The sequence below is a fragment of the Fusobacterium massiliense genome, assembly GCF_900095705.1.
Taxonomy (GTDB): Bacteria; Fusobacteriota; Fusobacteriia; order Fusobacteriales; family Fusobacteriaceae; genus Fusobacterium; species Fusobacterium massiliense.
The window spans coordinates 1-25849 of sequence record NZ_LT608325.1 but is presented as its reverse complement, the minus strand read 5'-3'; the positions used below and the strand labels follow the sequence as shown (position 1 = coordinate 25849).

At 27.7% G+C, this 25849-nt stretch carries 14 protein-coding genes, 2 pseudogenes and 1 riboswitch; of the genes and pseudogenes, 3 read left to right on the top strand and 13 right to left on the bottom strand.

The window, feature by feature from the left end:
• Window positions 1-331: 331 nt before the first annotated feature.
• The 7 genes and pseudogenes from BQ2505_RS01235 to metK all read right to left on the bottom strand — a co-directional run bounded on the left by BQ2505_RS01235 (window position 332) and on the right by metK (window position 15293).
• Complete coding sequence (locus tag BQ2505_RS01235) at window positions 332-1006, bottom strand: hypothetical protein (protein WP_074016010.1); 675 nt, start codon at window positions 1004-1006, stop codon at window positions 332-334.
• Window positions 993-2957 (bottom strand): annotated as a pseudogene (locus tag BQ2505_RS09075) (hemagglutinin repeat-containing protein); the annotation flags it as partial. The pseudogene BQ2505_RS09075 and the gene BQ2505_RS01235, both read right to left, overlap by 14 nt.
• Before the next feature lie 333 nt (window positions 2958-3290).
• A pseudogene (locus BQ2505_RS09070) lies at window positions 3291-8374 on the bottom strand (two-partner secretion domain-containing protein); the annotation flags it as partial.
• An 8-nt stretch (window positions 8375-8382) separates the two neighbouring features.
• Window positions 8383-9987, bottom strand: coding sequence for a ShlB/FhaC/HecB family hemolysin secretion/activation protein (locus BQ2505_RS01215; RefSeq protein ID WP_074016006.1), 1605 nt, complete (start codon window positions 9985-9987; stop codon window positions 8383-8385).
• 134 nt (window positions 9988-10121) lie between these two features.
• Window positions 10122-11918, bottom strand: coding sequence for an ABC transporter ATP-binding protein (locus BQ2505_RS01210; RefSeq protein ID WP_074016005.1), 1797 nt, complete (start codon window positions 11916-11918; stop codon window positions 10122-10124).
• A 10-nt stretch (window positions 11919-11928) separates the two neighbouring features.
• Window positions 11929-13668, bottom strand: coding sequence for an ABC transporter ATP-binding protein (locus tag BQ2505_RS01205; protein ID WP_074016004.1), 1740 nt, complete (start codon window positions 13666-13668; stop codon window positions 11929-11931).
• A 470-nt stretch (window positions 13669-14138) separates the two neighbouring features.
• Entirely contained in the window at window positions 14139-15293 is a 1155-nt protein-coding gene (gene metK, locus BQ2505_RS01200; RefSeq protein ID WP_074016003.1) for a methionine adenosyltransferase, read from the bottom strand.
• 181 nt (window positions 15294-15474) lie between these two features.
• A riboswitch (SAM riboswitch) is annotated at window positions 15475-15572 on the bottom strand.
• A 133-nt stretch (window positions 15573-15705) separates the two neighbouring features.
• Between metK and BQ2505_RS01195 the strand changes: the two genes are divergently transcribed.
• On the top strand, window positions 15706-16551 hold the full coding sequence (locus BQ2505_RS01195) for a WYL domain-containing protein (protein WP_074016002.1): 846 nt from the start codon (window positions 15706-15708) through the stop codon (window positions 16549-16551).
• Between the two features lie 181 nt (window positions 16552-16732).
• On the opposite strand, the gene BQ2505_RS01190 is transcribed toward BQ2505_RS01195, so the two are convergent.
• On the bottom strand, window positions 16733-17926 hold the full coding sequence (locus tag BQ2505_RS01190; protein WP_074016001.1) for a dicarboxylate/amino acid:cation symporter: 1194 nt from the start codon (window positions 17924-17926) through the stop codon (window positions 16733-16735).
• A gap of 360 nt (window positions 17927-18286) precedes the next feature.
• On the opposite strand from BQ2505_RS01190, the gene BQ2505_RS01185 reads away from it, so the two are divergent.
• On the top strand, window positions 18287-19627 hold the full coding sequence (locus BQ2505_RS01185; protein WP_074016000.1) for a glucose-6-phosphate isomerase: 1341 nt from the start codon (window positions 18287-18289) through the stop codon (window positions 19625-19627).
• Between the two features lie 279 nt (window positions 19628-19906).
• Here BQ2505_RS01185 and tuf read toward each other — a convergent pair whose 3' ends face one another.
• From tuf to BQ2505_RS01160, 5 genes are all read right to left on the bottom strand, one after another.
• Window positions 19907-21091, bottom strand: coding sequence for an elongation factor Tu (gene tuf, locus BQ2505_RS01180; protein ID WP_074015999.1), 1185 nt, complete (start codon window positions 21089-21091; stop codon window positions 19907-19909).
• A 93-nt stretch (window positions 21092-21184) separates the two neighbouring features.
• Window positions 21185-23266, bottom strand: a complete 2082-nt coding sequence (fusA, locus tag BQ2505_RS01175; protein ID WP_074015998.1) for an elongation factor G — start codon at window positions 23264-23266, stop codon at window positions 21185-21187.
• 40 nt (window positions 23267-23306) lie between these two features.
• On the bottom strand, window positions 23307-23777 hold the full coding sequence (rpsG, locus tag BQ2505_RS01170; RefSeq protein ID WP_074015997.1) for a 30S ribosomal protein S7: 471 nt from the start codon (window positions 23775-23777) through the stop codon (window positions 23307-23309).
• A 21-nt stretch (window positions 23778-23798) separates the two neighbouring features.
• A complete protein-coding gene (gene rpsL / locus BQ2505_RS01165; protein WP_074015996.1) occupies window positions 23799-24167 on the bottom strand; it encodes a 30S ribosomal protein S12 in 369 nt (122 codons plus the stop codon).
• A gap of 400 nt (window positions 24168-24567) precedes the next feature.
• Window positions 24568-24951, bottom strand: a complete 384-nt coding sequence (locus tag BQ2505_RS01160; RefSeq protein ID WP_083232309.1) for a cupin domain-containing protein — start codon at window positions 24949-24951, stop codon at window positions 24568-24570.
• Between the two features lie 173 nt (window positions 24952-25124).
• Between BQ2505_RS01160 and BQ2505_RS01155 the strand changes: the two genes are divergently transcribed.
• Window positions 25125-25751 (top strand): transposase zinc-binding domain-containing protein, encoded by a 627-nt coding sequence (locus BQ2505_RS01155; protein ID WP_083232308.1) that lies wholly within the window; start codon window positions 25125-25127, stop codon window positions 25749-25751.
• Window positions 25752-25849 lie beyond the last annotated feature (98 nt).

Genomic DNA, 25849 nt, shown 5'->3' with positions numbered 1-25849 from the left:
TTCTATCTCTATTTAAATATATTGTTTCACCAACTTCTTTTGCTGCATTACTATATATCTTTCTTTTTCCTTTTATTCCAAACTTATCATAAGCACTTTCAACTAAATCACTCCAATTCCCATGTGTTTCATTTTGAAATAATATAAATTCCTTCTTTTCTCCATTTTTTAGTTCAGAATATTCTAAATCACCTGTTCTTAATGTAGTATTTCCTGCTCCTATTACTAAACCTATTAAATTTGTTTTTCTTTCAACAGTAACATTCGTATAAATTTAATCTCTTAATAAGTAGCCTAAAAAAATCTTTTAGGCTACCTATAAAAAATTAAATTACTTATTTTTCTTACTTTCCCTAAAACTTTTTTGTAATTCTTCAATAGAATTGTATATCTTTTTCAAAGTACTTGGATCTTTTGGATAATCTTCTGCCCAACCTCTATAATACACATCATAATTATTCCCATTTATGTCATTTACAAATCTTCTAAAAATAGTTTTTTTAAATAATATTGGTGGGATTTTAGTTCTTGGTCTTATTATTTTTCCATCTGTATCAATAATTTCTATTTCTCCTATATCTAATATATATTCATTATAGTTTGTACGTCTTATTTTTATTGGTAATTCTAAATCATAATCATCTACTGAATATCCTATTTTTTCTTTAGGCATTATGTATTCTTTTCCATTTACTATCATTTTAAAGTCATTATAAAATTTTATTTTATATTTTTCACCACCTCCTTTAAGGGCATATATTCGCTCATCATCTATAAATCCAATTCCATATTTATCATCTATTATATTATCCATTTTATCTATATCTTCTTTAGGTATTCCCATTCTATTTATCTTACCATCCTCTATTATTGCATAAGAGTTAATATAAGTTCCAGTTAAAAAATGTGGTTTAAATCCCCAAAAACTATTGCTATTACTAGAACAAGCATTAACAATTATAACTAAAATAGTCAAAATTATAAATTTAAAACTATTTTTTATCATTTTCATCAACTCCTTTATTTATTGTTGGATTATATTTTTCTTTATCAAAATATTCTTTTGGATTAAATAATCTTAATATTTTATCCACTCCTATTAATGGTAATTGCCATGCTCTATATTTTATTTCTGTAGTTATTTTTGTTCCAGCTGTATAACTACTATGTGGCTCCCATATACCATATTTTATACCCTTATTTATTTTATCTTGTAGCTTGTCATCTCTACTAACTATTGACATTCCATTAAATCCAACTGCATTTGCTACTATATCCAAATTATCATTTTTTATCTCTACATTTGTAGAATTAGGATTTTTTATCATTTCTTTATTTCTCAAAAACATTATTAAATCTTTTGCATTATATGGAGAACCTAATGAATGATATCTTTTTGTTGTTATTTCTTTTAATATTCCTTCTCCATATTTTTCTTCTATATATTCCAATCCTGCTCTCCATTGTATATTTCCTTGACTAAACATTGTAAAATCATCTATTCTATCTCTATTTAAATATATTGTTTCTCCAACTTCTTTTGCTGCATTACTATATATTTTTCTTCTCCCTTTTATTCCAAACTTATCATAAGCACTTTCAACTAAATCACTCCAATTCCCATGTGTTTCATTTTGAAATAATATAAACTCTTTCTTTTCGCCCTTTTTTAGTTCACTTAACTTTGAATCATTTAAACTTCCCATTAAATGATGTTTTTCAATTTCTCTAAATGCATCATCTGAATTTGTATTCATTCCATTTATATGTACTACACTTCCTTTATCAAAAATTGCATTATCATCTAATCTTTCTGGATCATATTTTATTATGTTTCCATTTAAGTCTTTTTCAACGATATATTTATATCTTGGTGTATTTGATTTAAAAAAGTCATATTTTTCATATAATTTTAGTTTTTGATTTAGTCCTTCTATTGGCTCTATTACAATATTTTTTAAATATTCTCCTAAAATATCTTGAACACTACCTAGACTCCAATCTTTCGTATTGTCTGTGTATTCTAATGAAATATTTCTTACATTCACATCTTTTGTTATTTCTTGTGCTTTACTTTCATCTCTATTGATATTTGGATTAACTGTTTTACCACCAACTATTACTGTTCCTGCTCCTATTGTTGCTCTATTTATTTGTTCACTATCTGTTGCTCCATAATTTAATCCTCCATTTTTTGTTATTGCTATCCTTTCAGTTGTAGTTTGAGTCTTTTTATCCCATTTTCTTTTTTTACTAAATGAAGCACTTCCATTAATACCAAAGTTATATCCTTTATCCTTATCATGAATATCTGAATATTCTAATTCACCTGTTCTTAATATGGTATTTCCTCCTCCTATTACTGAACCTATTAAATTTGTTTTTTCTCCAACAGTAATATTCGCACTATTCTTTCCAATTATTGAACTTTGTTCATTTACCCATGATTTATCACGATTTCCATATTCCATACCTAAACCAGCTGAATATTCTTTTCCTATTCCTGAAGATGAACTTCCAAATGAAGCATTATACCCTTGATGTTTCGATTTTAATTTATCTTGTAAACTTTCAAGATGTAAATTTGCTACATTTATATTTACATCATTACCTATAATATTAGCTCCTTTAGTAGATAAATCTTTACCTTTAATATCAATATTTTCTCCTATTATTTTACTGTTTCTATAACTTTCTGCCTCTGATTTATCTTTTGTTATATTTGCTCCTATATTAAATTGATCTGTCAATAAGTTATAGCTTCCACTTAATGACTTTGTGCTTTCACTATTTTCTTCAGTAGACTTTCCAGCAGAGATATTAATATTTTTACCTGCATTAATAGAGATATTTTTTGAAATAACATCAACCATTGTTAAGTTCATATCATCTCCACTTTTTAAAGTAAGATTATCCTGAGATATTAGTTTACTTCCAACACTATTAGTTATATTTGAATTTTCTTTTGTATTTATGAAACTTCCACTTAGATATATCCCTGTTTCAGCATTCCCACTTTTAGGTCCATTAGCAATTAAGTTTGCCTCTTCTACTGCCTCTTCATTTCCTGCTAATGCTTCATTTAAATCTTTTCCACTTAATAGTTTTTGCGCTATTTTTGGCATATTTAAAAGTTCTTTTGAATTTTTAACTACATCTAATGAAGATTTTAAAGTTTCTTTTATCCCTTCAGTTTTTACTCCTAGTGCTAATTTTAGTTCAATTTCTTTTGAAGAATAATTTCTCTTAAAAGTATCTTTTTTATCAACTATATTTAATTGCTGACCAGCATTAATTAACATATTTTCACTACTAAAATTACCAGCTTGTATAGTTGTGTCATTTTCACTTTTAATATATAAATCTTTTCCAGCATTAATATTACTTGAAGCAACTGTTGTTTTATGTATTCCTTCTTTTGTTTGACTTCCTTTTATTTTTGCTCCTATTTCAAAATTTAAGCCTTTAAAATCTGCAAATAATGATGTTCTATATTTTGTTTCTTTTTTGTAATTTTCTTCAATATTATCTCCAGCCAATATATTTACATCTTTTTTTGCCAAAATATTAATATCTTCTTTTGAGGCTGTATTTGAAGCAACTATATTTATATTTTTTTCAGATACTAAATTTACTTCTTTTCCTGCTTCTACATTTGAAGATATATTTTTATATTTCAAATTATCTTCTAAACTCATTCTTCCACTTAATTTCATAAATCCTGTTTTAGTTTTTTGATGTACTTCTGATGAGCCTTGTTTTCCACTTATAATATTAATATCTTCTTTAGCTCCTATATTTAATTTATTCTCTGCTAATAGATTACTTCCTACTACTGTAGTATTTTTCTCACTTACAATATTAACATCCTTTCCTATTATTTGTGTTGGGACAAGTTTTTCATCATATTTGATATCTGTACTTGATTCTGAACGACCAAAACCTTTACTCTTACTATGGCTTTCTTTATGTAAAATAGAATCTTTTCCAGCTACTATTGAGATATCTCCCTTAGCTTGTATACTTGCCTCATTAGTTGCAACTATATTTGAACCATTTATCCCTATATCGCCTAATGATGTCAAACTTATATCCTTAGCTTTTAAATTACTTCCTACATTAGTTTTCTTCTCATCTAATACATAATCTTTTCCACCATCTCTTACCTTTTTATCAATAGCTTCAAGATTTCCTATAACTAGATTTTTTCTTGCACCTATTTCTATTTTATCCTGAGCTTTTACATCTGCTCCTGTATTCTCTACATTATTAGCAATAATAGAAATATTATTTCCTACAATATTTCCACTACCTCTAACATCAGTGTAAACATCATGATAATCGTTATCGTGAATTGATAATTTCTTACTATTCTTTATATCTCCATTTTCGCTAAAAATATTAATATCATTTTCTGCTAAAATATTTCCACCAATGTTTTCTATATTTTCCTTTGCTATTAAAGCTACATTATTTCCATAAATTCCTGTATCTGAATATGCTGCATTTTGATAAATATTTTTAGATTTTATTAATACATTATTTTTAGCTATTATTTTTCCACTATTATCTACAATAGAGGCATTATTTACAACAAAATTTCCACCAGCTTTAATAATATTACCTTGTTCTTCAACAATGGATTTTAGAGTATTTTCACTTAAATATAGCTTAGGTATTAAGACTTTTTCTCCATTGACTACTTCTTCCACATACCATAATATATCTGATTTTAAATTATTTATTTGTTCTTTAGATAGCGCTATTCCTAAAGATAAATTCAAATCTTTTTGAGCTGCTATTGCATTATCAAATAGTTTTTTTCTTTCTTCATTGACATCATTTGAATACAAATATCTTTTTCCAGTACCTTCTAATACTGCTCTAGTTATTAATCTATTTTCATAAAAAGAATCTCCTAAAAGCCTTATATCTCTATCAGGATTAAATTTTATTCTTGAGAAAAAATACTCCGAACTTAAATAGAATCCCTTATCTATCATTTTAGGATTTGTTTCTATTAAATATGAAAATTTTGGATTATCTACTTTTTTATTTACTATGAACATTCCATTGTCATTTTTTGGAATTTCTATATAGTCTTCTACACCAACAGCTGAATCTTTTTTAATTTTTTCTACTACTGAATTATTAGTTATTTTAAATGTGTCATCTATATTGGTATTTTTAATATTGCTATCTTTTTCTACTTTCTTTACATCATTAATATATCCAGATTTATGATCTTGATACTCTCCATTACCAACTTCTTTTGCATTAACAGTGAGATCTCCACCTGCAATTATCTGTGTTGGCTTATCTGAATATAGAGTTTGTTTATATGCAATTCCTGTAGAAAAGTTAGCATTCTTTCTACTATGTCTTCTACGAACTCTTTTCTTATAGCTATAGTTTCTTTTAAAATATAGTTCAATATCAACTTCTTTACCTTCTCTTGTATTATTAAGTTCTCCAGCATTGATAATAATATTTTTTCCAGCTAAAATATCTGCCTCTTGATTTAGAAGTTTATTTGTTATATTAAAAATTAAATTTCCTTCTGTCTTTAAATATGCTTTATTAGATTTATAATTACTTACTCCTACTTTAGCACCATCTAAATACGATTCACCTTCCCATCTTTTATGATGTCTACTACTTTTGTTCCATTCTTCTTGTAATTGTTCTTCTATCCTTTGCTTCATTTCAGAAGGCAATTTACTTATATCGACATTACTTTGAGCTCCATTAACTTTTTTATAGCTATGACTACCTGTTAAATAGCCTTTATTTGTAAAATTATTAGCTGTTATTTCTCCATCACCAGCAGCTTCTATAGTATTTAAATTTGTAATATCGCTAGTAAAATTCATATTTAAATTACCAAACGAAGATACTTCACCTTTATTTGAAAAGTCTTTTCCTTCTAATTTTAATAATTCTCTTGCATACAATAGTGAATTTTCATTGTTTTTAAAGCTATTATTTCCTTTTATTTCAGTGTTTCCACTACTTGCCATTATTGAATTATTTTCTAAATTATTGGCTTCTAACTTTAAATTTTTTCCAATTAGTTCATATTCATTTTTATAGTTTCCATTTACTTTTATATCTAAATCACTATTAGTTATATATGAGTTATCTCTTTCTAATTCATTTGTTTGTATTTTTAATAATTTTCCTGCACCTATATTTGTTGTTAAATTAACTTTACTTGAGCTTATATCTAATTCATCTTTTGAAAAAATGACTCCCTTAGTTTTATCATTTTCTAAAATGTCACTATTTATTATAGCTTTTCCATTAGTTACAATCTCATTTTTATTACTTAAGTTTTTACTTTCTATATTTAATTTATTTTTAGAAAAGACGATACCATTATTTTTAATATCTTTAATATTTATTTTTAAAATATCATTTGATTGAATTCTTTTATTATTTATTAGAGTTCCATCATTTTTTAAATTTTTATTCTTAATTGTTACATCATTAACAGCTAATATATCCCCATTATTCGTTATTGTATCTCCTACTAACATCATTTTTGATGCTTGAATAAGTGAGTTATTATTTAATACTCCACTATTTACAATCATATCATTTGTTGCTATTAATTTATCAGTACTTTCTAGTTTATCTGTCTCTATATTTACATTTTTTCCAATAAGTTCTTTATTATTTTTAATATCTTTTGAATTTATTAATATATCCTCATTGGATTGAATTTTTCCATCATTTATTATTTTTTTATTTTGACTAATACTCATATTACCAATAGAAAGGATATTACCATTATTCAATAAATCTACTGCTTTCAAATCAATTTCTTCTGATGAATATATCATTCCTTTATTTACTAAAGTTTTTGTCATAATATTTTGCTTATTTGCTGTTAATATTTTCGTATTATTATCTAATTTATCAGCTACAATTTCTAATTTTTTTGCAGTAAGTTCATTATTTTCTATATTATTAGCTATTAACTTGATATCCTTATCTGAATAAATTTTTCCTTTTGACTTTAACTCTTTTGTATTAATAGAAATATCGCCATTTGCAAGTATATTATTACTTTCTATGTCTGTACTGTCTATATTGATTTTACCAGAACTTGCTATATCTCCTGTATTATCTATTTTTTGATTTACTATTTTGTTTCTTTTCCTGAATAAATTTTTCCACTATTTGTTAATATTTTATTATTGATATTCAATGATTCTTTTGCCACTAATTTATTGCTATTATTTATACTATTTGACTTTAAGCTTATTTCTTTTTCTGCAACAATCATTCCTTTATTATCAATATTTTTAGAATTTATGTCTATATTATTTTTAGCTTGAATATTAGCAGTATTTGTCAAATCTCCTTTTATATTTAGATCTTTATTTGTAGAAATTAAATTTGAGCTATCTATATTTCCATTTATTGTAATATCCTTATTAGCTTGTATTTATCCGGAATTTGTTATTTTTCCACTTTCAATATTTATGCCATTTTCTGCAAGTAATTTTTCACTTATTTCTGTTTCTGTTGAAGATATTTTAATATCTCCTTTTGCTTGAGTATCCTTTAAATATACCTTTCCCTTAGAAGATATTACAACATCTCCTTTTTCAGCATACATTGGAGCTTCTGTTTTTACTCCCACTCCATCTTCATTTACTACTATATTTATTCTTCCAGCATAAATTGAACCTAGTTCTCTTGCATCCAGTGCGTATTCTGGTTTATTTGATTGTCCTTGACTTCCAAGTTTTAGATTTACTTCTTCTCCACCATAGATAGGTGCTGAAAGTTCTGCTACTCTTGCAATAAGTTCAGCTTTATTTATATTTCTTAAATCAAGACCTTTTCCAGCTATCTCTATTGTTCCTTTTTCTGGATTTTGTAAATTATTCTCACTTCCTGTTGTTAAAGTCACATTGCTAGTATTGATAAATCCTGCACTATTAACAAATATTCCATTAGGATTCGCTAAGATGTAGTTAGCTTTTTTACCTGCTATTTCTTGGTAGCCTTCTATTCTACTTCTATTTACTCCACTTACTTCATTTAAAATTGTATTTGCTTCTCTTCTCTCATTTTGAAAATTAGGATTACCATAAATCAATCCTCCAAGTTGCGAGTTTACAATATCAACTGAATTATTTAAAATAGCTCCTCTCCCATCAACATTATATTCTTTATATACATTGTGAGAAATTCCATTGTTATTAGGAGCTTCTATATTTACAAGAGGTACACCATTTATGGCTTTATCAACATTCAGATTTTTACTTCTATCTATGTCGGGAATTATTCCATCAGCTAAACTAACTATATGTAAAAATAGCATAAATATTGCTATTACTCTTTTTAAACTTCCTTTCATTTTTCCCCCTAGAATCTATATGTTATACTTGTATATGCTACTGGCTTATTATTTCTAAAATAGCTTGGTTTATCTATTGGCTTTGCTATACTGAAACTTCCTTCAAAACCTTTAAAATATCCCCTTATCCCTATTGCAACTCCTTGAAGAGTTTCTACTTTGTAATCATTTACTTTATTATTAAAAACTCTACCATAGTCATAGGCTATATATGGTTCTAGAAATTCATTTCCTTTATATCCTATTTCATTTCTAATATAGAAACCTTTATCTCCTTGTGTAGATTCATCTTTAAATCCTCTTACACTTGTGTCGTCGCCTATTCCTATTTTTTCTTGTGAATACAATATATCTTTTGAATACTGTCCTACAATATTTGTTTTATAGTAAAAATTATTCATTGGTTTATACCAAGATATATTCATATTGTATTTTCTAAATTGTGCTTTTGGTGTATATTCTTCTCTGTACCATTCTTCACTATCATTGTTAGCTGCAAATCTTTTTAACCCAAAGCTTACTCCTAAATTTGTATTCAATAGTCCTGAAAATATTCTTCCTGTATATGTTGTATCCACTGTTAAGACAGATAGTTTTCTTGAACTCAAAACCAATCGCACATCATCAATATAGTTTTTAGAATCTTTTAAGATTATTTTTGCTCCTATGTCTATTTTATGATTTTCATTTCTGTGTAACATTTTTCTTATTCCAAATGTCTGATTTTCTGTATTTCCTGTTGCTTTGTATGTTCTTCCTAATGCTGGGATACTTCTAAGATATTGAGAACTGTCATAGTTATAACTAAAAGTCCAATATTTAAAAGGAACAGATACTCCAAAACTGAAATTTTTAGTATCTCTTTCTTTGTATTGTCTTTGTAGTTTATTTTGATAAGAAAAAGCTAAACTTTCATTCAACCCAAATATATTATGAGTATTTAAGAAATATCTAAGTCTATGTCTTGAAGTCTCAAACTGTCCTAAATCATTATAGTTTACTCCAAAACTTATGGGCTTATTATCTCTTTTAATATATATGTTGCTATATCCATTTTTATCACTAGCTTTAATATCCAGCTTTGAATTATTCCCTAGATTATCAATTCCTTGATCCAAATCTTTAATATTTAAAATATCATTTTCTCTTTGTGGAAAAGTTATGAAAGTTTTTAATTTATTTTCTTTTTCATTATATATAACTTTAGCTATTTTTCCTTCTAAAACAAAAATGGATATCTTACCAACTTCAAAATCAGACTTGCTTATGTCAAGTCCAACTTTTGTAGTAATATATCCATTTTCAATATATTTATTTTCTATTTCATTTATCAATGTATAAACATTTTTATTTTTACCTATATATTTTCTTAAAATAGCATTTATTTGAAAAGACTCAAGTATAGTATTTCCATCTAAATCAATAGAATTTATATTTAGAATTAAATTATTTTCTTCTTTATCTTTGTTATTTTCAGACATATTAAAATTTTGACTTTTTATTAAGTTATCAAAACTTTGTTGTTCTTCTCTTCTTTTTTCTATATCTATTTCATCTACTGCATAAGTAAATGAAAACACAGATAAAAATATGAAAATAAATTTTCTATACACAAATTATCCCTCCTACCAATTATATGTTTTATGAATATTTGTGTCATTAATATATAATATAATTTAAAATTTGTCAACTTATTTCAAATAAAAAGCATTATTATATCCTTGTTAAAATAAATAAAATAATTATTTTACTCACTAAATTGTGTATTATATAAATTAGCATAAATTCCATTTTCTATCATAAGTTCATCATGGTTTCCTTGTTCAACTATATCCCCATCTTTCATAACAAGAATCAAATCGGCATTTCTTATAGTTGATAGTCTGTGAGCTATAACAAAACTTGTTCTTCCTTTCATAAGTTCTGATATTACAGTTTGTATATCTTTTTCAGTTTTAGTGTCTATACTTGATGTTGCTTCATCTAATATCATTACTTTAGGGTTAGGTAAAATTGTACGAGCAATAGTTAGAAGTTGTTGCTGGCCTTGAGATACCATTCCATTTTCACTTGTTATAACTGTGTCATAACCTTTAGGTAGTTTTCTAATGAAACTATCACATTTTGCCAACTTAGCTGCATTTATTATTTCCTCTCTTGTTGCATCTGGCTTTGCATAAGCAATATTCTCTGCAATCGTACCCTTGAGAAGCCAAGTGTCTTGCAATACCATACCAAAGTTTTCTCTCAATTCTTTTCTTGTAATCTTAGAAATATCTACCCCATCAAATAAAATTCTTCCTTTGTTGACATCATAAAATCTCATAAGTAAATTTATTAGAGTAGTTTTCCCTGCTCCAGTTGGACCAACAATGGCAACCATTTGTTCAGCTTTAGCTGTAAAATTAACATTTTTCATCAAAAGTTTATCTTTACTGTAACCAAAAGCTACATTTTCAAAAGTTATCTGACCTTTACTTTCTTTCAATAAATTTGTATCCTTTTCTAGCTCTTTTTCCTCTGGTAATTCTAAAATATCATAAACTCTTTCAACTGAAACTAAAGCATTTTGAATAGAATTTATAATATATGCTGCCGTTGTAATTGGTTCTGATATTTGAGTAACATACTGTAAAAAAGCTTGAGCAAGTCCTAGTGTAAGAGAACCATTAATTACCAGAATAGCACTTACAACAGCTGCTATAATAAAAGCAATTTGGGTTACAAATCTTATTGATGGAAAAATAGAAAATATTGTAAATTCTAAATTTTTCCCTGCTAAATACTGGTCATCAATGACTTTATCTAATTTTTCTAAAATATCTTTTTGTTTATTGTAAGACTGAATAACTAAATTTCCAGTTAATACTTCCTCTGTCATTGAGCTTAATTCTGATAATGTTGACATATTTCTACTAAAAATTCTTTGAGTTATCCCTGAAACAAATATAGTTAAAATAATACTTATCAATAATATTAGCAAAACTATTAGTGCTAACTTTATATTTATATACAATAACATTACTATAACCAAAGTTATTATTACAAACGAATATATAAATCTTGTAAAACCACTAACTATTACTTCTGCTACTTTTTCTATATCAGAAGTTACTTTACTTAATATATCTCCAACTTGATTTGTATCAAAAAAATTCATAGGTAACTTTGTTAATTTTTCACTCAATTTTTCTCTTAGTGATAGAGCTATTTGCTCTCCAATTATTGCTGATATATACTCTTGAATATAACTTAATATAAATATTGATATTGCTACTAATCCTAAGACAGAAACAGGTCTAGTTATTGCATTAAAAATAGCTGTCCATTTATCTAAAATTTGTTTATTTCCCATTATTTGAACAATTATATCAATTGCAATAGCTGATGTCCAAGGAATAGATACAACTAATATTGTAGAAATAATATTACATATAATAGAAATAAAAAATGGTATTTTCTTTTCACTTAGAAGTTTTATGAAATTTCTACTTGCTTTTTTTAAATCTTTTATAGAATCTTCATTTTTTTTGTTTTTAGCCATTACAACCCCCTTAATCTAAAATTCCCTGTGATTTTGCAAGTTCTATATACTCATTATTATTTTTTAACAACTCTTCATGAGTACCCATTCCTGTTATTTCTCCATCTTTTAAAACTATTATTTTATCTGCATCAATAATGGTATTTAATCTTTGTGCAATTATAATGGTTATTTTATTTTCTAAAAAGACTTTCAATTCTTTACGAAGTTTTGCATCTGTTGCATAATCTAGTGCAGAGAAACTATCATCAAACAAATATATATTTGCTTGCTTTGATAAAGCCCTAGCTATTGATAACCTTTGTTTTTGCCCACCAGAGAAATTTGTCCCTCCTTGAGATACAAAAGAATCAAAGCCCTTTTCTAAAGAATTTATAAATTCATAAGATTGAGCTACTTTTGCAACTTTCATCATTTCTTCCTCAGTAATATCTTTATTAGCAAACTTAAAATTATCTCTTATTGTCCCACTAAAAATGTATGCTTTTTGAGGAATATAGGCAATATTATCTCTTAAAACTTCCAAAGATAACTTTTGTATATCTACATTATTTACTAATATTTTTCCATTTTCTATATCATTTAATCTCAACAATACTTTTGCAATAGTACTCTTACCAGAACCAGTTGCTCCCACAATAGCAAATCTTTCTCCAGCATTTATTGAAAATGAAATATTTTTTAATATTTGTTTTTCTGCTCCCTTATATCTAAAACATACATTATTAAATGTCAAAGATATAGGATTTTTTTCTACTAAATCTTTATAATATTTTTCTTCACTAACATCATCTTCATCTTTTATTTCACTAACAGTATTTAAAACTTCTTCTATTCTTTCAATAGAAACAACAGCTTTTGGCATTTGTACCAACATCATTGACGACATAATTAATGCCCCTATCGTTGTTAAAGAATATTCTATTATAGCTGTTATTGACCCTATCTCTAAAGTTTTTGATGCTATTTTTAAGCCACCAAAAAATACTATAAGAGTTATTATAATACACATAAAAGCAAATGCCATTGGAGAAAGTATAGCAAACTTTTTATTTATAGTTATGTAATTATTTGTGTAGTCTGCTGATAAATTATTAAATTTATCTCTTTCTTTTTCTGAGTTATCAAAAGCTCTTATTATTTTTACACCAATAAATGTTTCTCTTAAAACTAAAACCATTCTATCTAATTTTTTTTGAACTTTTAAGATAAATGGTAATGATTTGTAGAGAGTAAAAATAATTGCTATTGCAAATGTAATTATTGCTAAAAATGGTATTAAAGCCAGAGTAGGTGATAATCTTATAGTTAAAAAGATTGAAATTATTGCCATTATAGGACTAGGCAATATCATTTGTAGGAAAGATGCTATCAATTGTTGAGCATTACTATTATCGTTTGCCACTCTTGTTACTAGAGAAGCTACTCCAAATTCACTAACTTGATCTAAAGTTAATGTTTCTATATTTTTAAGCATAGTTTTTCTATTCTTTTTTGAAAATCCTGTTGCAAATATTGCAACAAAATAGTTTGCTATAATTCCTGATAAAGTTCCAAAAACCAATATAGCTATCATTTTTATACTTATCGAATATACTTCTTCAATATTTTTTTGCATAATTCCATTATTTATCATATTTGAAATCTGAAATGGAATAGCTAAAGTTGCAAGTGTATTAAAAATTAAAAATATAATTGCAACCATTAAAATACCAAGATTCTCTTTTATATAAATTCTTAATATTTTCATAAATCCCCCTCTATATAAATAAAGTCCCTTGATAGCCATATGTTTTTTTAGTAGCTCTTTCAAGCAATACGGATATCAGGGATTAATTTTAGTTTTTTTATGCTTTCTTGTATATAAAAAATTTTTCTTACTTTGACCATTCGGTCATTTGAAATTATATTATCATACAATATTATTTATGTCAAGTTTTATATTTACAAAACCTATTCTTTTCATTCTAATAAATCAATTTTTTTACAATTTATACTTTCTATTATTAACCATTTTTTACATAAATAAAGTCTATGATATCCGTATTAGTTCAAAGAACCTGTATTTATTGAGACTTATACGGCTGTCAAGAGACTAATTTTTGATATTTAATTTTATCTCTTTTCTATAAAATAAAAAAATAGTGTCTCAAAACTTTTTAATAATTTATCAACACTATTTTTTATTTTAGTATAATTTTTAATATATTTTTTTGAAAACTATTTATTACTTACAATTTTTTTTAATTCTTCGACTTTATTTAATCTTTCCCAAGGAATATCTATATCAGTTCTTCCAATATGACCAAAAGCTGCTAAATCTTGATACTTAAATTTATTTTCTCTAAGTTCTAAAGATTTTTCTATTCCTCTTGGTGATAAATCAAAAACTTTTGCAACAGCTTCTGAAATTACATCTTCCGAAACAGTTGAAGTCCCAAATGTTTCAACTTTTATTGACACCGGATGAGCAACTCCTATTGCATAAGAAAGTTGTAACTCACACTTATCTGCAAGACCAGCTGCAACTATATTTTTTGCAACCCATCTGGCAGCATAAGCTGCTGATCTATCTACTTTAGATGGATCTTTTCCTGAAAAAGCTCCTCCACCATGTCTAAAATATCCACCATAAGTATCAACTATAATTTTTCTTCCTGTAAGACCAGTATCTCCATGAGGTCCACCTATAACAAATCTTCCTGTTGGGTTAATATAGTATTTTATATTTTCAGAACTTAAATTATATTTTTCTAAAACTGGTTTTACAACTTTTTCAATAACTGTTTCTTTTATTTCAACATTACTAACATTTTCATCATGTTGTACAGAAACCACTATAGAGTCTACATGATCAACTTTTCCATTTTCATCATATGCTAAAGTTACTTGAGATTTTTGATCCGGTCTAGCCCATTTAATTTCCCCATCTCTCATCATTTTAGTTAATCTTACTAAAATTTCTCTTGAAAGAACTAAAGCTAAAGGCATAAGCTCTTCAGTTTCTCTTACTGCTCCTCCAAACATAATTCCTTGGTCTCCAGCTCCTCCAATGTCAACTCCCATAGCAATATCTGGTGATTGTGAATGGATACTATTTAAAACTCCACAATCTGCATCAAAACCCATTCCTGTTCTATATCCTATTTCTCTAATTTTATTTCTAACTATATCTTGAACATCTATGTATGTACTTGTTGTAATTTCCCCTCCTACTATTACTTGTCCTGTTGTACAAAAAACTTCACAAGCAACTCTTGAATTTGGGTCATCTTTTAAACAAGCATCTAATATTGCATCTGATATTTGATCAGATACTTTATCTGGGTGACCAGGTGAAACAAATTCAGATGTAAAATATGTAAATTTTTTCATATATCCTCCTAACTTTTTATACAAGTAAACAACATCTCTTGACAGCTGTATGAATTCTACGAGCTTAGAAAACACAGGCTCTTCAAACTAATACGAATATCAGAGACTATTAATTATTAAATTTATACTTTCCTATGTAATAACAAAAAAATCTCTATCTTGAAAGATAGAGAATTAAAATACATTATCTCTTCTTCCATCTAAACAGGAATTAGCACCACACTTATGCAGGTTGCTGAGATATCTTTGGGCCTGTCCCTCAATCTCTCTTGATGGTTTTCTACTCATAATAATATCATTTTTTATTAAAAAAGTCAAAATTTTTTTATATTTTTTACTTTATATGTATATTGAAATCTTATGATTAATAAGGTATAATGACAAAATACAATTTTAATTTTAGGAGGTTCAAATGAAAAAGATTAGAGTTACTATTCCTGAAGATATTTGGGATATTATAAAAATCGATCAAGAAGATTATGGAATGAATAACAATAAATTCTGTAACTATATCCTAGAAAAATTAAAATTTAATAAAAAAATTGAAACAGAAAATCTTCTTCAATCTCAAGGTAGAACATATAAAAAAATTATTCAATTTGATTTGAATGTTAGTAATAAAGAAATATACTACGATATTTTAAAAACCAATGGTGTTGAAATAGAAGCTGAATACTTTAGAGAATTATTTGAAATTTATTGTGCAAAATTTAAATATCAAAGAGAACTTTTTATCTACGAGGATAGACTAAAAACTATTTTAGATGCTATAAAATCTGAAAATAAAATAAAAATAAAAAATTTTTCTAAAATTTTAGATGTTGAACCTATTTTTATACGTAGAGAAGCTAACGGAAATGAAAATTTTCTATTTTGCTATGTTGATAATCTAAGTTCTTATCAAAATTATAAGCTAAAAGAAACTGAAGTAATCTCCATTCTACCTGATAAAATTAAAAAGAGAGATAAAAAACTAATTGAAAATTTAAGAAAGAAATATGATCCTTTCTCTGCTAACACTGAAATAATAAAAGTTAAACTAACTTCTATTGGAGATAGCCTACTAAAAACCTTTACAGAATATAGACCTAAACTCATTAAAAAAGAAGGAACTATTTATTCTTTTGAAGCTTCAAAAGAGCAAGCTAAAATTTATTTTGCTGGTTTTTTAAAAGAAGTTGAAATTTTAGAACCTTTATCTCTAAGAGAAGACATAAAAAATGAGTATTTAGAAGCTATAAAAAATTATAACAGATAAAATATCTTGATATCTGTATAACTTTTACAATTTCAATAAACACGGACTCTTCGAACTAATACGGACGTCAGAGACTAACTTTTATTATTTAATTTTATACTTTCCTTATAAATAAAAAATGGAACTGCAATACACAGTCCCATTTTTTATATCAAACCAACCTTAATAACCTATATTTTTACTATGCTGTTTTATTTTTTTTAATATACCTCTTATAAAACTCATCAACATAAATTGCTATTGCATTATCTCCAGAAACATTTATAGCAGTTCCAAAACTATCTTGAGTTATATATAAAGCTATTAGAAGTGAACCTAGAGGTCCATCTGCATTTATACCTATTAGGAATAAGAAAGGCAATGCACTCATAACCGCTCCACCCGGTGCTCCTGGTGCTGCAACCATAGCTATTCCAAGCATACATATAAATGGGAACATTATTGACAATGAATGAGGCATTCCATTTAATAACAACACTCCCATTATACAACTTGTCAATGTTATCATACTTCCTGATAAATGGATAGTAGCACATAAAGGTACAACAAAATCTACTATTTCAGGAGTAGTTCCATTTTTTAAACCAGATTGAATGTTTACAGGAATAGTTGCCGCTGATGATTGAGTCCCTACTGCTGTAAAATATGCGGGTATTTGGTTTTTTATTAAAGTGAATGGATTTTTCTTTGAAACTCCACCTGCAATTGAGAACATCACAAGCATGTAGATATAGTGCATAGCAAATATACATAAATATATCTTTATGAAAACTGAAATTACAGTAAACACTTCACCTAAATATGACATTTCACTGAATATTCCTAAAATATGATATGGTAACAATGGAATTACAAATCCTGCTAATATCATAGTTATTACTTCTTCATATTCATTAAATAAATTAAATGTTACTTCGCCTTTTCCTTTAGTTCTCATAAAACTAATTGTTATTCCCATCATAAAGGCAAATACTATTGCTGCAGTTACATCTATAGGAGCTTTTAATGGTATTGTAAAATAAGGTGCTATTTCTCCTGTAAAATTTATATTTTGATGTGCTCCCCCTGCTAATAATTTAGGATATAAATTAGCTGCCACTGTATAAGAAAAAGTTCCAGCTATTATAGTAGAAATGTAAGATACTATTGCTGTAAACCCTAGAAGTTTTCCAGCTCCTTCAGTCAATTTTGCTATTCCTGATACTACATATCCAACTATCATAAGCGGTATAAAGAATGATAAAAACGATCCAAAGAATGTACTGAATGTCTTAAAAATTCTTACTATTCCTAGTGGCATATATTGTCCTATTAAAATTCCAACAATTATTGCAATAATCAGTCTAGGTACTAAACCTATTTTTTTCTTTTCCATAGTTTAACCTCCTACATTTAAAACTTCCTTTTTTAAATAAAAAATATAAATATAGTATGATTAATACACTATACATACATATTTTTTGTATCTATTTATAAAATATCATATTTTTAATTTTTAGTCAATCAGTTTTTCTCTTTATATTAAATATTTTTTATGATATTTCAATTATAGCTTTAACAAATAAATAAAAAATGATATAATTCTAAAGAAATAAAGTGTTTAAAAGTTAATCAATCTACATAAAATTTTTATTTTTACTATGAATTAAAAATTGTTTATAGTACTATATCATAATATATAAAAAAATCAAATACTTATTTTATGTTTTTTGAAAAAATTGGAGGGATTTTTATAATGAGAAAAGTAAATCTTGATTATTCTAATGTTTTTAAATTTGTTGACAAGAATGAGTTTAATAATATGAAAAATTTAACTGAAAATTTTGCACAAAAATTGCATTCAAAAACTGGAGCCGGAAATGATTTTTTAGGTTGGCTAGACCTTCCTATCAATTACGACAAAGATGAGTTTGAAAGAATAAAAAAATCTAGTAAAAAAATTCAAGAAGATTCAGAAGTTTTAGTCGTTATTGGTATTGGTGGTTCTTATCTTGGAGCTAGAGCTGTTATCGAATGTCTAACTCATAGTTTTTACAATTCTTTTAAAGGTAAAAAAACTCCTGAGATATATTTTGCCGGACAAAATATATCTGGAAAGTATTTAACTGACCTTATTGAAATTATTGGAGATAGAGATTTCTCAATAAATGTTATCTCTAAATCAGGAACTACAACTGAACCTGCCATAGCTTTCAGAGTATTTAAAGAACTAGCTGAGAAAAAATATGGAGATAAAGCAAGTGAAAGAATTTATGTTACAACAGATGCTAAAAAAGGTGCATTAAAACAATTAGCTGATGCTAAAAAATATGAAGAATTTGTTATCCCTGATGATGTTGGTGGAAGATTCTCAGTATTAACTGCTGTTGGTTTACTTCCAATAGCTGTTGCAGGAATTGATATCGATAAACTAATGGAAGGTGCTAAAGTTGCTAGAGAAGATTTTTCAAAAGATTTTGAAAATAATGATTGTTATAAATATGCAGTTATTAGAAATCTACTATTAAGAAAAGATTATAACATTGAAATTTTAGCTAATTATGAACCTAGATTCCACTTTATATCTGAATGGTGGAAACAACTTTATGGTGAATCTGAAGGTAAAGATAAAAAAGGTATCTTCCCAGCTTCTGTTGATTTAACTACTGATTTACATTCTATGGGTCAATATATTCAAGATGGTAGAAGAAATCTTTTTGAAACTGTTATTAATCTAGAAAGTTCCGATAAAGATATTATAATAAAAGCTGAAGCTGAAGATTTAGATGGACTTAATTACTTAGAAGGAAAAGGTCTTTCATTTGTAAATAATAAAGCATTTAATGGTACTTTACTTGCCCATATTGATGGTGGAGTTCCTTGTATGGTTTTAAATATCCCTGAACTTAATGCCTTCAATGTTGGATACTTAATCTACTTCTTTGAAAAAGCTTGTGCTGTAAGTGGATATATTTTAGAAGTTAATCCTTTTGATCAACCTGGAGTTGAATCTTACAAGAAAAACATGTTTGCTCTTTTAGGTAAAAAAGGATATGAAAGTCTTTCAGAAGAATTAAATAAGAGATTAAAAAAATAATTTTTTCAAATCAAATTCAAAAAAGTGTAATAAATTCTTTAATAAGAGTATTGCACTTTTTTATTTTTGATTATTTTATACTTCTCTACATAATAAAAAAATTTCTTGACAGCCGTATGAGTTCTACGAGCTCAACAAACACAGGCTCTTCGAACTAATACGGACTTCAGAGACTAATAACCATTTTTCTATAGAATAATAAAAACTGCATTTAAAATTTTTGTACACAAAACTTTAAATGCAGTTTATTTTTATCTATTTTTATTTATAGATAAATTATTATTTAGTTATTTCAGAAACAACTCCAGAAGCAACTGTTCTTCCACCTTCTCTGATGGCAAATCTTAATCCTTGTTCCATTGCGATTGGGTGGATTAATTCAACAGTCATAGTTATGTTATCTCCTGGCATTACCATTTCTACTCCTTCAGGTAATGTTACTGCACCAGTGATGTCAGTAGTTCTGAAGTAGAATTGTGGTCTGTATCCTGAGAAGAATGGAGTATGTCTTCCTCCTTCTTCTTTAGTTAATACGTATACTTCACCTTTGAAGTTTGTATGAGGGTGAATTGATCCTGGTTTAGCAAGAACTTGTCCTCTTTCAACTTCTTCTTTCTTAGTTCCTCTTAATAGAGCTCCAATGTTGTCTCCTGCTTGACCTTGATCAAGAAGTTTTCTAAACATTTCAACTCCTGTACAAGTTGTTTTAGTTGTAGGTTTGATACCAACGATTTCGATTTCTTCTCCAACTTTGATAACTCCTCTTTCAACTCTTCCAGTAACAACTGTTCCTCTTCCTGTAATAGTAAATACGTCTTCTATTGGCATCAAGAATGGTTGATCTACTGCTCTTTCTGGAGTAGGGATATAGTTATCTACCGCATCCATAAGTGCTAATATTTGGTCAACCCATTTTTGTTCTCCATTTAAAGCTCCTAGAGATGAACCTCTGATTACAGGAATATCATCTCCTGGGAATCCATATTCATTTAATAATTCTCTAACTTCCATTTCAACTAATTCTAGTAATTCTTCATCTTCAACCATATCTGATTTGTTTAAGTAAACAACTATGTATGGAACTCCAACTTGTCTAGAAAGTAAGATATGTTCTCTTGTTTGAGGCATAGGACCATCAGCAGCTGATACAACAAGTATAGCTCCGTCCATTTGAGCAGCTCCAGTTATCATGTTTTTAACATAGTCCGCGTGTCCTGGACAGTCAACGTGAGCATAGTGTCTTGTTGCTGTTTCATATTCTATATGAGCTGTATTGATAGTAATTCCTCTTTCTTTTTCTTCAGGAGCAGCATCGATTTGATCAAAATCTACTTTTTTAGCCCATCCTTTATCAGATAATACTTTAGATATAGCAGCAGTTGTAGTTGTTTTTCCGTGGTCAACGTGTCCAATTGTTCCAATGTTTACATGTGGTTTGCTTCTTTCAAATTTTTCTTTAGCCATTTTTTCCTCCTAATATTAATTTAAATCATTTCTTTAAAATTTTCACTACTAACTTTATTACTATAATTATACACTATTTTAGTAAAAAGTAAATTATTTTCCTCTTTCTTCTTGTATTGCTTTTTGGATAGAAGCAGGTACTTGAAGATATTCAGAAAATTCCCAAGAGTAAGTAGCTCTTCCTTGAGATTTAGATCTTAAGTCAGTTGCGTATCCGAACATTTCTGATAAAGGAACTTTAGCTGTTATTATTTTAGCCCCGTTTCTATCTATCATTCCAGATACCATTCCTCTTCTTGAGTTTAAGTCTCCAATAATATCTCCCATGTATTCTTCTGGAGTAGTTACTTCTACTTTAAATACAGGTTCTAATATTACTGGTTTAGCTTTTGCAGCAGCTTGTTTAAGAGCCATTGATCCAGCTATTTTGAATGCCATTTCTGATGAGTCAACTTCGTGGTATGATCCATCATATAATGTAACTTTTACATCAACTAAAGGATATCCAGCTATAACTCCTGATTCAAGAGCTTCTTTACATCCTTTTTCTACTGCAGGTATATATTCTCTAGGAATAACCCCTCCAGTAATTTTGTTAACAAATTCAAATTCTTTTCCTGGATTTGGTTCAAGGATAATTTTAACGTGTCCGTATTGTCCTCTACCTCCAGATTGTTTTGCATATTTAACTTCTTGATCCCATTGTTGAGTAATAGTTTCTCTGTATGCAACTTGAGGTTTCCCAACATTTGATTCAACCTTAAATTCTCTCTTCATTCTGTCTACGATGATTTCAAGGTGTAATTCTCCCATTCCTGAGATAATTGTTTGACCTGTTTCTTCATCAGTTCTAACTCTGAATGTAGGGTCTTCTTCTGCAAGTTTTGATAAAGCAATTCCCATTTTTTCTTGGTCATTTTTAGTTTTTGGTTCAACTGCAACTGAAATAACTGGTTCTGGGAATTCCATTTGTTCAAGAACTATTGGAGCATCTTCAGCACATAGAGTATCCCCTGTTGTTGTGTCTTTAAGACCAACTGCTGCAGCTATATCTCCACAGTATACATGTTCAATTTCTTCTCTTTTGTTAGCATGCATTTGAAGTATTCTTCCCATTCTTTCTTTCTTACCTTTAGTTGAGTTAAGAACAGTAGCTCCTTTTTCAACTATACCAGAATATACTCTGAAGAATGTTAATCTTCCTACGAATGGGTCTGTCATAACTTTAAATGCAAGTGAAGCAAAAGGAGCCTCATCAGACATTTCTCTGTCTATTTTAATTTCAGAATTTTTAGGGTCTGTCCCTTCAACCATTGCAACGTCAGTTGGAGCAGGCATATAGTTTACAATTGCATCAAGTAATGCTTGAATACCTTTATTTTTGAATGCTGTTCCACATACAACAGGAACTACTGTATTTTCTATTGTTGCGTGTCTTAATGCTTTTATTATTTCTTCTTTAGTAATTTCTTCATCAGCAAAGAATTTTTCCATTAGAACATCATCAGTTTCAACAATAGATTCAAGCATATAATGTCTTGCTTCTTCAGCTTTTTCTTTTAATTCTGCTCTAATTTCATTTACATTAAAATGTTGTCCATTGTCTGAATCTACTGGCCAAACAATTTCTTTCATTTCTATTAAATCTACTACTCCTTCAAATTGATCTTCTGCACCAATAGGAATTTGTATAGGTACTGGATTTGATCCTAATTTTTCTTTGATATCTGATACACACATATCAAAGTTTGCACCAATTCTATCCATTTTATTAAAGAATGCTATTCTTGGCACTTTATATTTATCTGCTTGTCTCCAAACTGTTTCAGATTGTGGTTGTACACCATCAACAGCTGAGAATACAGCAACAGCTCCATCTAATACTCTTAGTGATCTTTCAACTTCAACAGTAAAGTCCACGTGACCTGGTGTGTCTATTATATTTATTCTGTGTTCTCTCCAAAAACAAGTAGTAGCTGCAGAAGTTATTGTTATCCCTCTTTCTTGCTCTTGTTCCATCCAGTCCATTGTTGCTTGACCTTCGTGAACTTCTCCTAGTTTTCTTTCAACACCTGTATAGAATAATATTCTTTCTGTTGTTGTTGTTTTCCCAGCATCGATGTGAGCCATTATTCCAACGTTTCTAGTCATATCTAATGATACTTTCCTAGCCATTAAATTTTTCCTCCTCGATTAAATGAAAACATTTATATTATTATACTCTGTAGTGTGCAAATGCTCTGTTAGCTTCTGCCATTTTATAAGTATCTTCTTTTTTCTTTATTGTTGCACCTTCGTTATTTGCTGCTGCAATTAATTCTGCTGCAAGTTTTTCTATCATTCCGTATTCTTTTCTCGCTCTAGTATAAGTAGTTAACCATCTTATAGCTAAAGTTTGTTGTCTATCAGCTTTAACTTCAACAGGAACTTGATATGTAGCCCCTCCGATTCTTCTAGATCTAACTTCAATTTGAGGTTTTATGTTATCTAGTGCTTGTCTAAATACATCATACCCTTCTTGACCAGTTTTTTCTTTTATTAAATCCATTGCTGAGTAGAATATTCCTTCAGCTATTGATTTTTTCCCATCTAACATTATTGAGTTTATAACTTTAGTTACAACTTTATCAGAATATCTTGAATCAGGTAAAACATCTCTTTTTACCGCTGCTCTTCTTCTTGACATTTATTATTTCACCTCCTTAAATTATGCGTTTTTTGCTCCGTACTTAGATCTACCTTGTTTTCTTTTTGCAACACCTGCAGTATCTAAAGCACCTCTTATAATCTTATATCTAACCCCTGGTAAGTCCTTTGTTCTTCCTCCTCTTACTAGAACGATTGAGTGTTCTTGTAAGTTGTGTCCTTCACCTGGAATGTAACAAGTAACTTCTATTCCATTAGTTAGTTTTACTCTGGCAACCTTTCTTAAAGCTGAGTTTGGTTTTTTAGGTGTAGTTGTATAAACTCTTACACAAACTCCTCTTCTTTGTGGGTTTCCTTGTAAAGCTGGAGATTTTTTCTTTTCAGTTAAAGTTTGTCTTCCTTTTTTTACTAATTGACTTAGAGTAGGCATTTTACCCTCCTTTCTTATTTGATAATTATATTTTTAATAATAATAACTTATTCATTATAAACTTTTTATTTTTTATTGTCAATAGCACTTTTGATATTTAAGAAAATTTTTATCGATTTATAAAAAATTTTAAAAATAATTTCAGATATCCATATTAATTTTAAAACTTTTTTTATTAAGAATATAGAGCCATATAAAAGTTAGAATTTTTTCAATTTTTAAATTTGTACTTTCCTATAAAATAAATAAAGTCTCTGACGTCCGTATTAGTTCGAAGAGCCTGTGTTTATTGAGCTCGTAGAACTCATACGGCTGTCAAGAGACTAATTTTTGCTATTTAATTTATACTTTCCTATAGAAAAATAAAAGAGACTATTTAATAAATAGTCTCTTAGGTAAATTATTTGTTTTCCCCAGCTAAGTATATAAAAATATCACTATCTTCTAATGCTGTTGCAGATATACTTACATCTCCACCAAAATTTAAAGCTTTTTTAGGCTCCATTATATAAGTCTCTTTGTCATTTAAGTTAACTTCCATTTTTCCTGAAACAACTGTAAAGAAAAGTTCTTTATATTTATGAGTATGTGAAGGAATTTTTTCTCCTTTTTTTAGTTGTTTATGAACAACTAAAACTCCATCCTTATTATAAATTTTTCCATATTCTTTTAACTCTGTACCTACAGCTTTACTTTCTAACTTATTTGTTTGCTCAGTAGCTAGAGCAGTTGTTCCTATACTTACACATAGAACCATAATTTTAATAAGATTTTTAAATTTCATAAAAATTACCTCCTTAAATTGTTTACTAAAATTATAAACAATTTAATCACGGTTGTCAATTTTTATTTAATAAAAAAAGCTAATTGCAGATTTTTAAAAAAATCTTTTGCAATTGGCTCTCTTTTTCTGTAAAATTTATTTGGACTAAAACATACAGAAAGGACTAATATCTCATGATTAAAGAAATACTATCCATAGCAAATTTATCACAAATCTTAAATTTTATCAAGTCTTTTTTAACTCACAGCCATTTGGAGTACATTAAAACCTCTATCAATAAGTTTATGCTTTGTCGCGATACTAAAGCTGGTTTCATTAAATATACTTGTACTGAGTGTGGGCATTATCATACTATTCCTATTACTTGTAAATCTAGACTTTGTCCTTCTTGTGGATTTAAATATTCTGCTACTTGGACACAAAAGATGACTAATGATATTCTTAATGTTTCTCATAGACATATTCTTTTTACTATTCCTGAAGAGTTAAGACCTTTTTTCTTTTACGATAGAAACTTACTTTCTAAACTAGCTACTGCTGTCAATGAAACCATGGAATATCAATTTCATAATCTCTACAAGAAAAATAATAGAAAAAATAAACTTCCTAAATCTTCTTCAGATTATTTCACTAACTCTGATATCGTTCACTATGGACTTATCACTGTTATTCATACTTTTGGTAGAGATTTAAAATGGAATCCTCATATTCATGCGCTTGTTTCTCTTGGCGGATTTACTGAAAATTTTACTTTTAAAAAATTAGACTACTTCCATGTACCTTCTATTGCTGGACAATGAAAGTATCATGTACTTGATATTGTTAAAAATGGTAATTATCCTAATCCTAAAATTAAAAATTTAGCACTAAAAACTGTTTCTAAACTATATAAAGAAAA

Excerpts from the sequence above, each read along its gene's own strand:
- BQ2505_RS01235 (WP_074016010.1), bottom strand. The coding sequence starts at position 1,006 with ATGATAAAAAATAGTTTTAAATTTATAATTTTGACTATTTTAGTTATA.
- rpsG (WP_074015997.1), bottom strand. The coding sequence starts at position 23,777 with ATGTCAAGAAGAAGAGCAGCGGTAAAAAGAGATGTTTTACCTGATTCA.
- BQ2505_RS01155 (WP_083232308.1), top strand. The coding sequence starts at position 25,125 with ATGATTAAAGAAATACTATCCATAGCAAATTTATCACAAATCTTAAAT.
- metK (WP_074016003.1), bottom strand. The coding sequence starts at position 15,293 with ATGAAAAAATTTACATATTTTACATCTGAATTTGTTTCACCTGGTCAC.
- BQ2505_RS01185 (WP_074016000.1), top strand. The coding sequence starts at position 18,287 with ATGAGAAAAGTAAATCTTGATTATTCTAATGTTTTTAAATTTGTTGAC.
- BQ2505_RS01160 (WP_083232309.1), bottom strand. The coding sequence starts at position 24,951 with ATGAAATTTAAAAATCTTATTAAAATTATGGTTCTATGTGTAAGTATA.
- BQ2505_RS01195 (WP_074016002.1), top strand. The coding sequence starts at position 15,706 with ATGAAAAAGATTAGAGTTACTATTCCTGAAGATATTTGGGATATTATA.
- tuf (WP_074015999.1), bottom strand. The coding sequence starts at position 21,091 with ATGGCTAAAGAAAAATTTGAAAGAAGCAAACCACATGTAAACATTGGA.
- rpsL (WP_074015996.1), bottom strand. The coding sequence starts at position 24,167 with ATGCCTACTCTAAGTCAATTAGTAAAAAAAGGAAGACAAACTTTAACT.
- BQ2505_RS01205 (WP_074016004.1), bottom strand. The coding sequence starts at position 13,668 with ATGAAAATATTAAGAATTTATATAAAAGAGAATCTTGGTATTTTAATG.
- BQ2505_RS01210 (WP_074016005.1), bottom strand. The coding sequence starts at position 11,918 with ATGGCTAAAAACAAAAAAAATGAAGATTCTATAAAAGATTTAAAAAAA.
- BQ2505_RS01190 (WP_074016001.1), bottom strand. The coding sequence starts at position 17,926 with ATGGAAAAGAAAAAAATAGGTTTAGTACCTAGACTGATTATTGCAATA.
- fusA (WP_074015998.1), bottom strand. The coding sequence starts at position 23,266 with ATGGCTAGGAAAGTATCATTAGATATGACTAGAAACGTTGGAATAATG.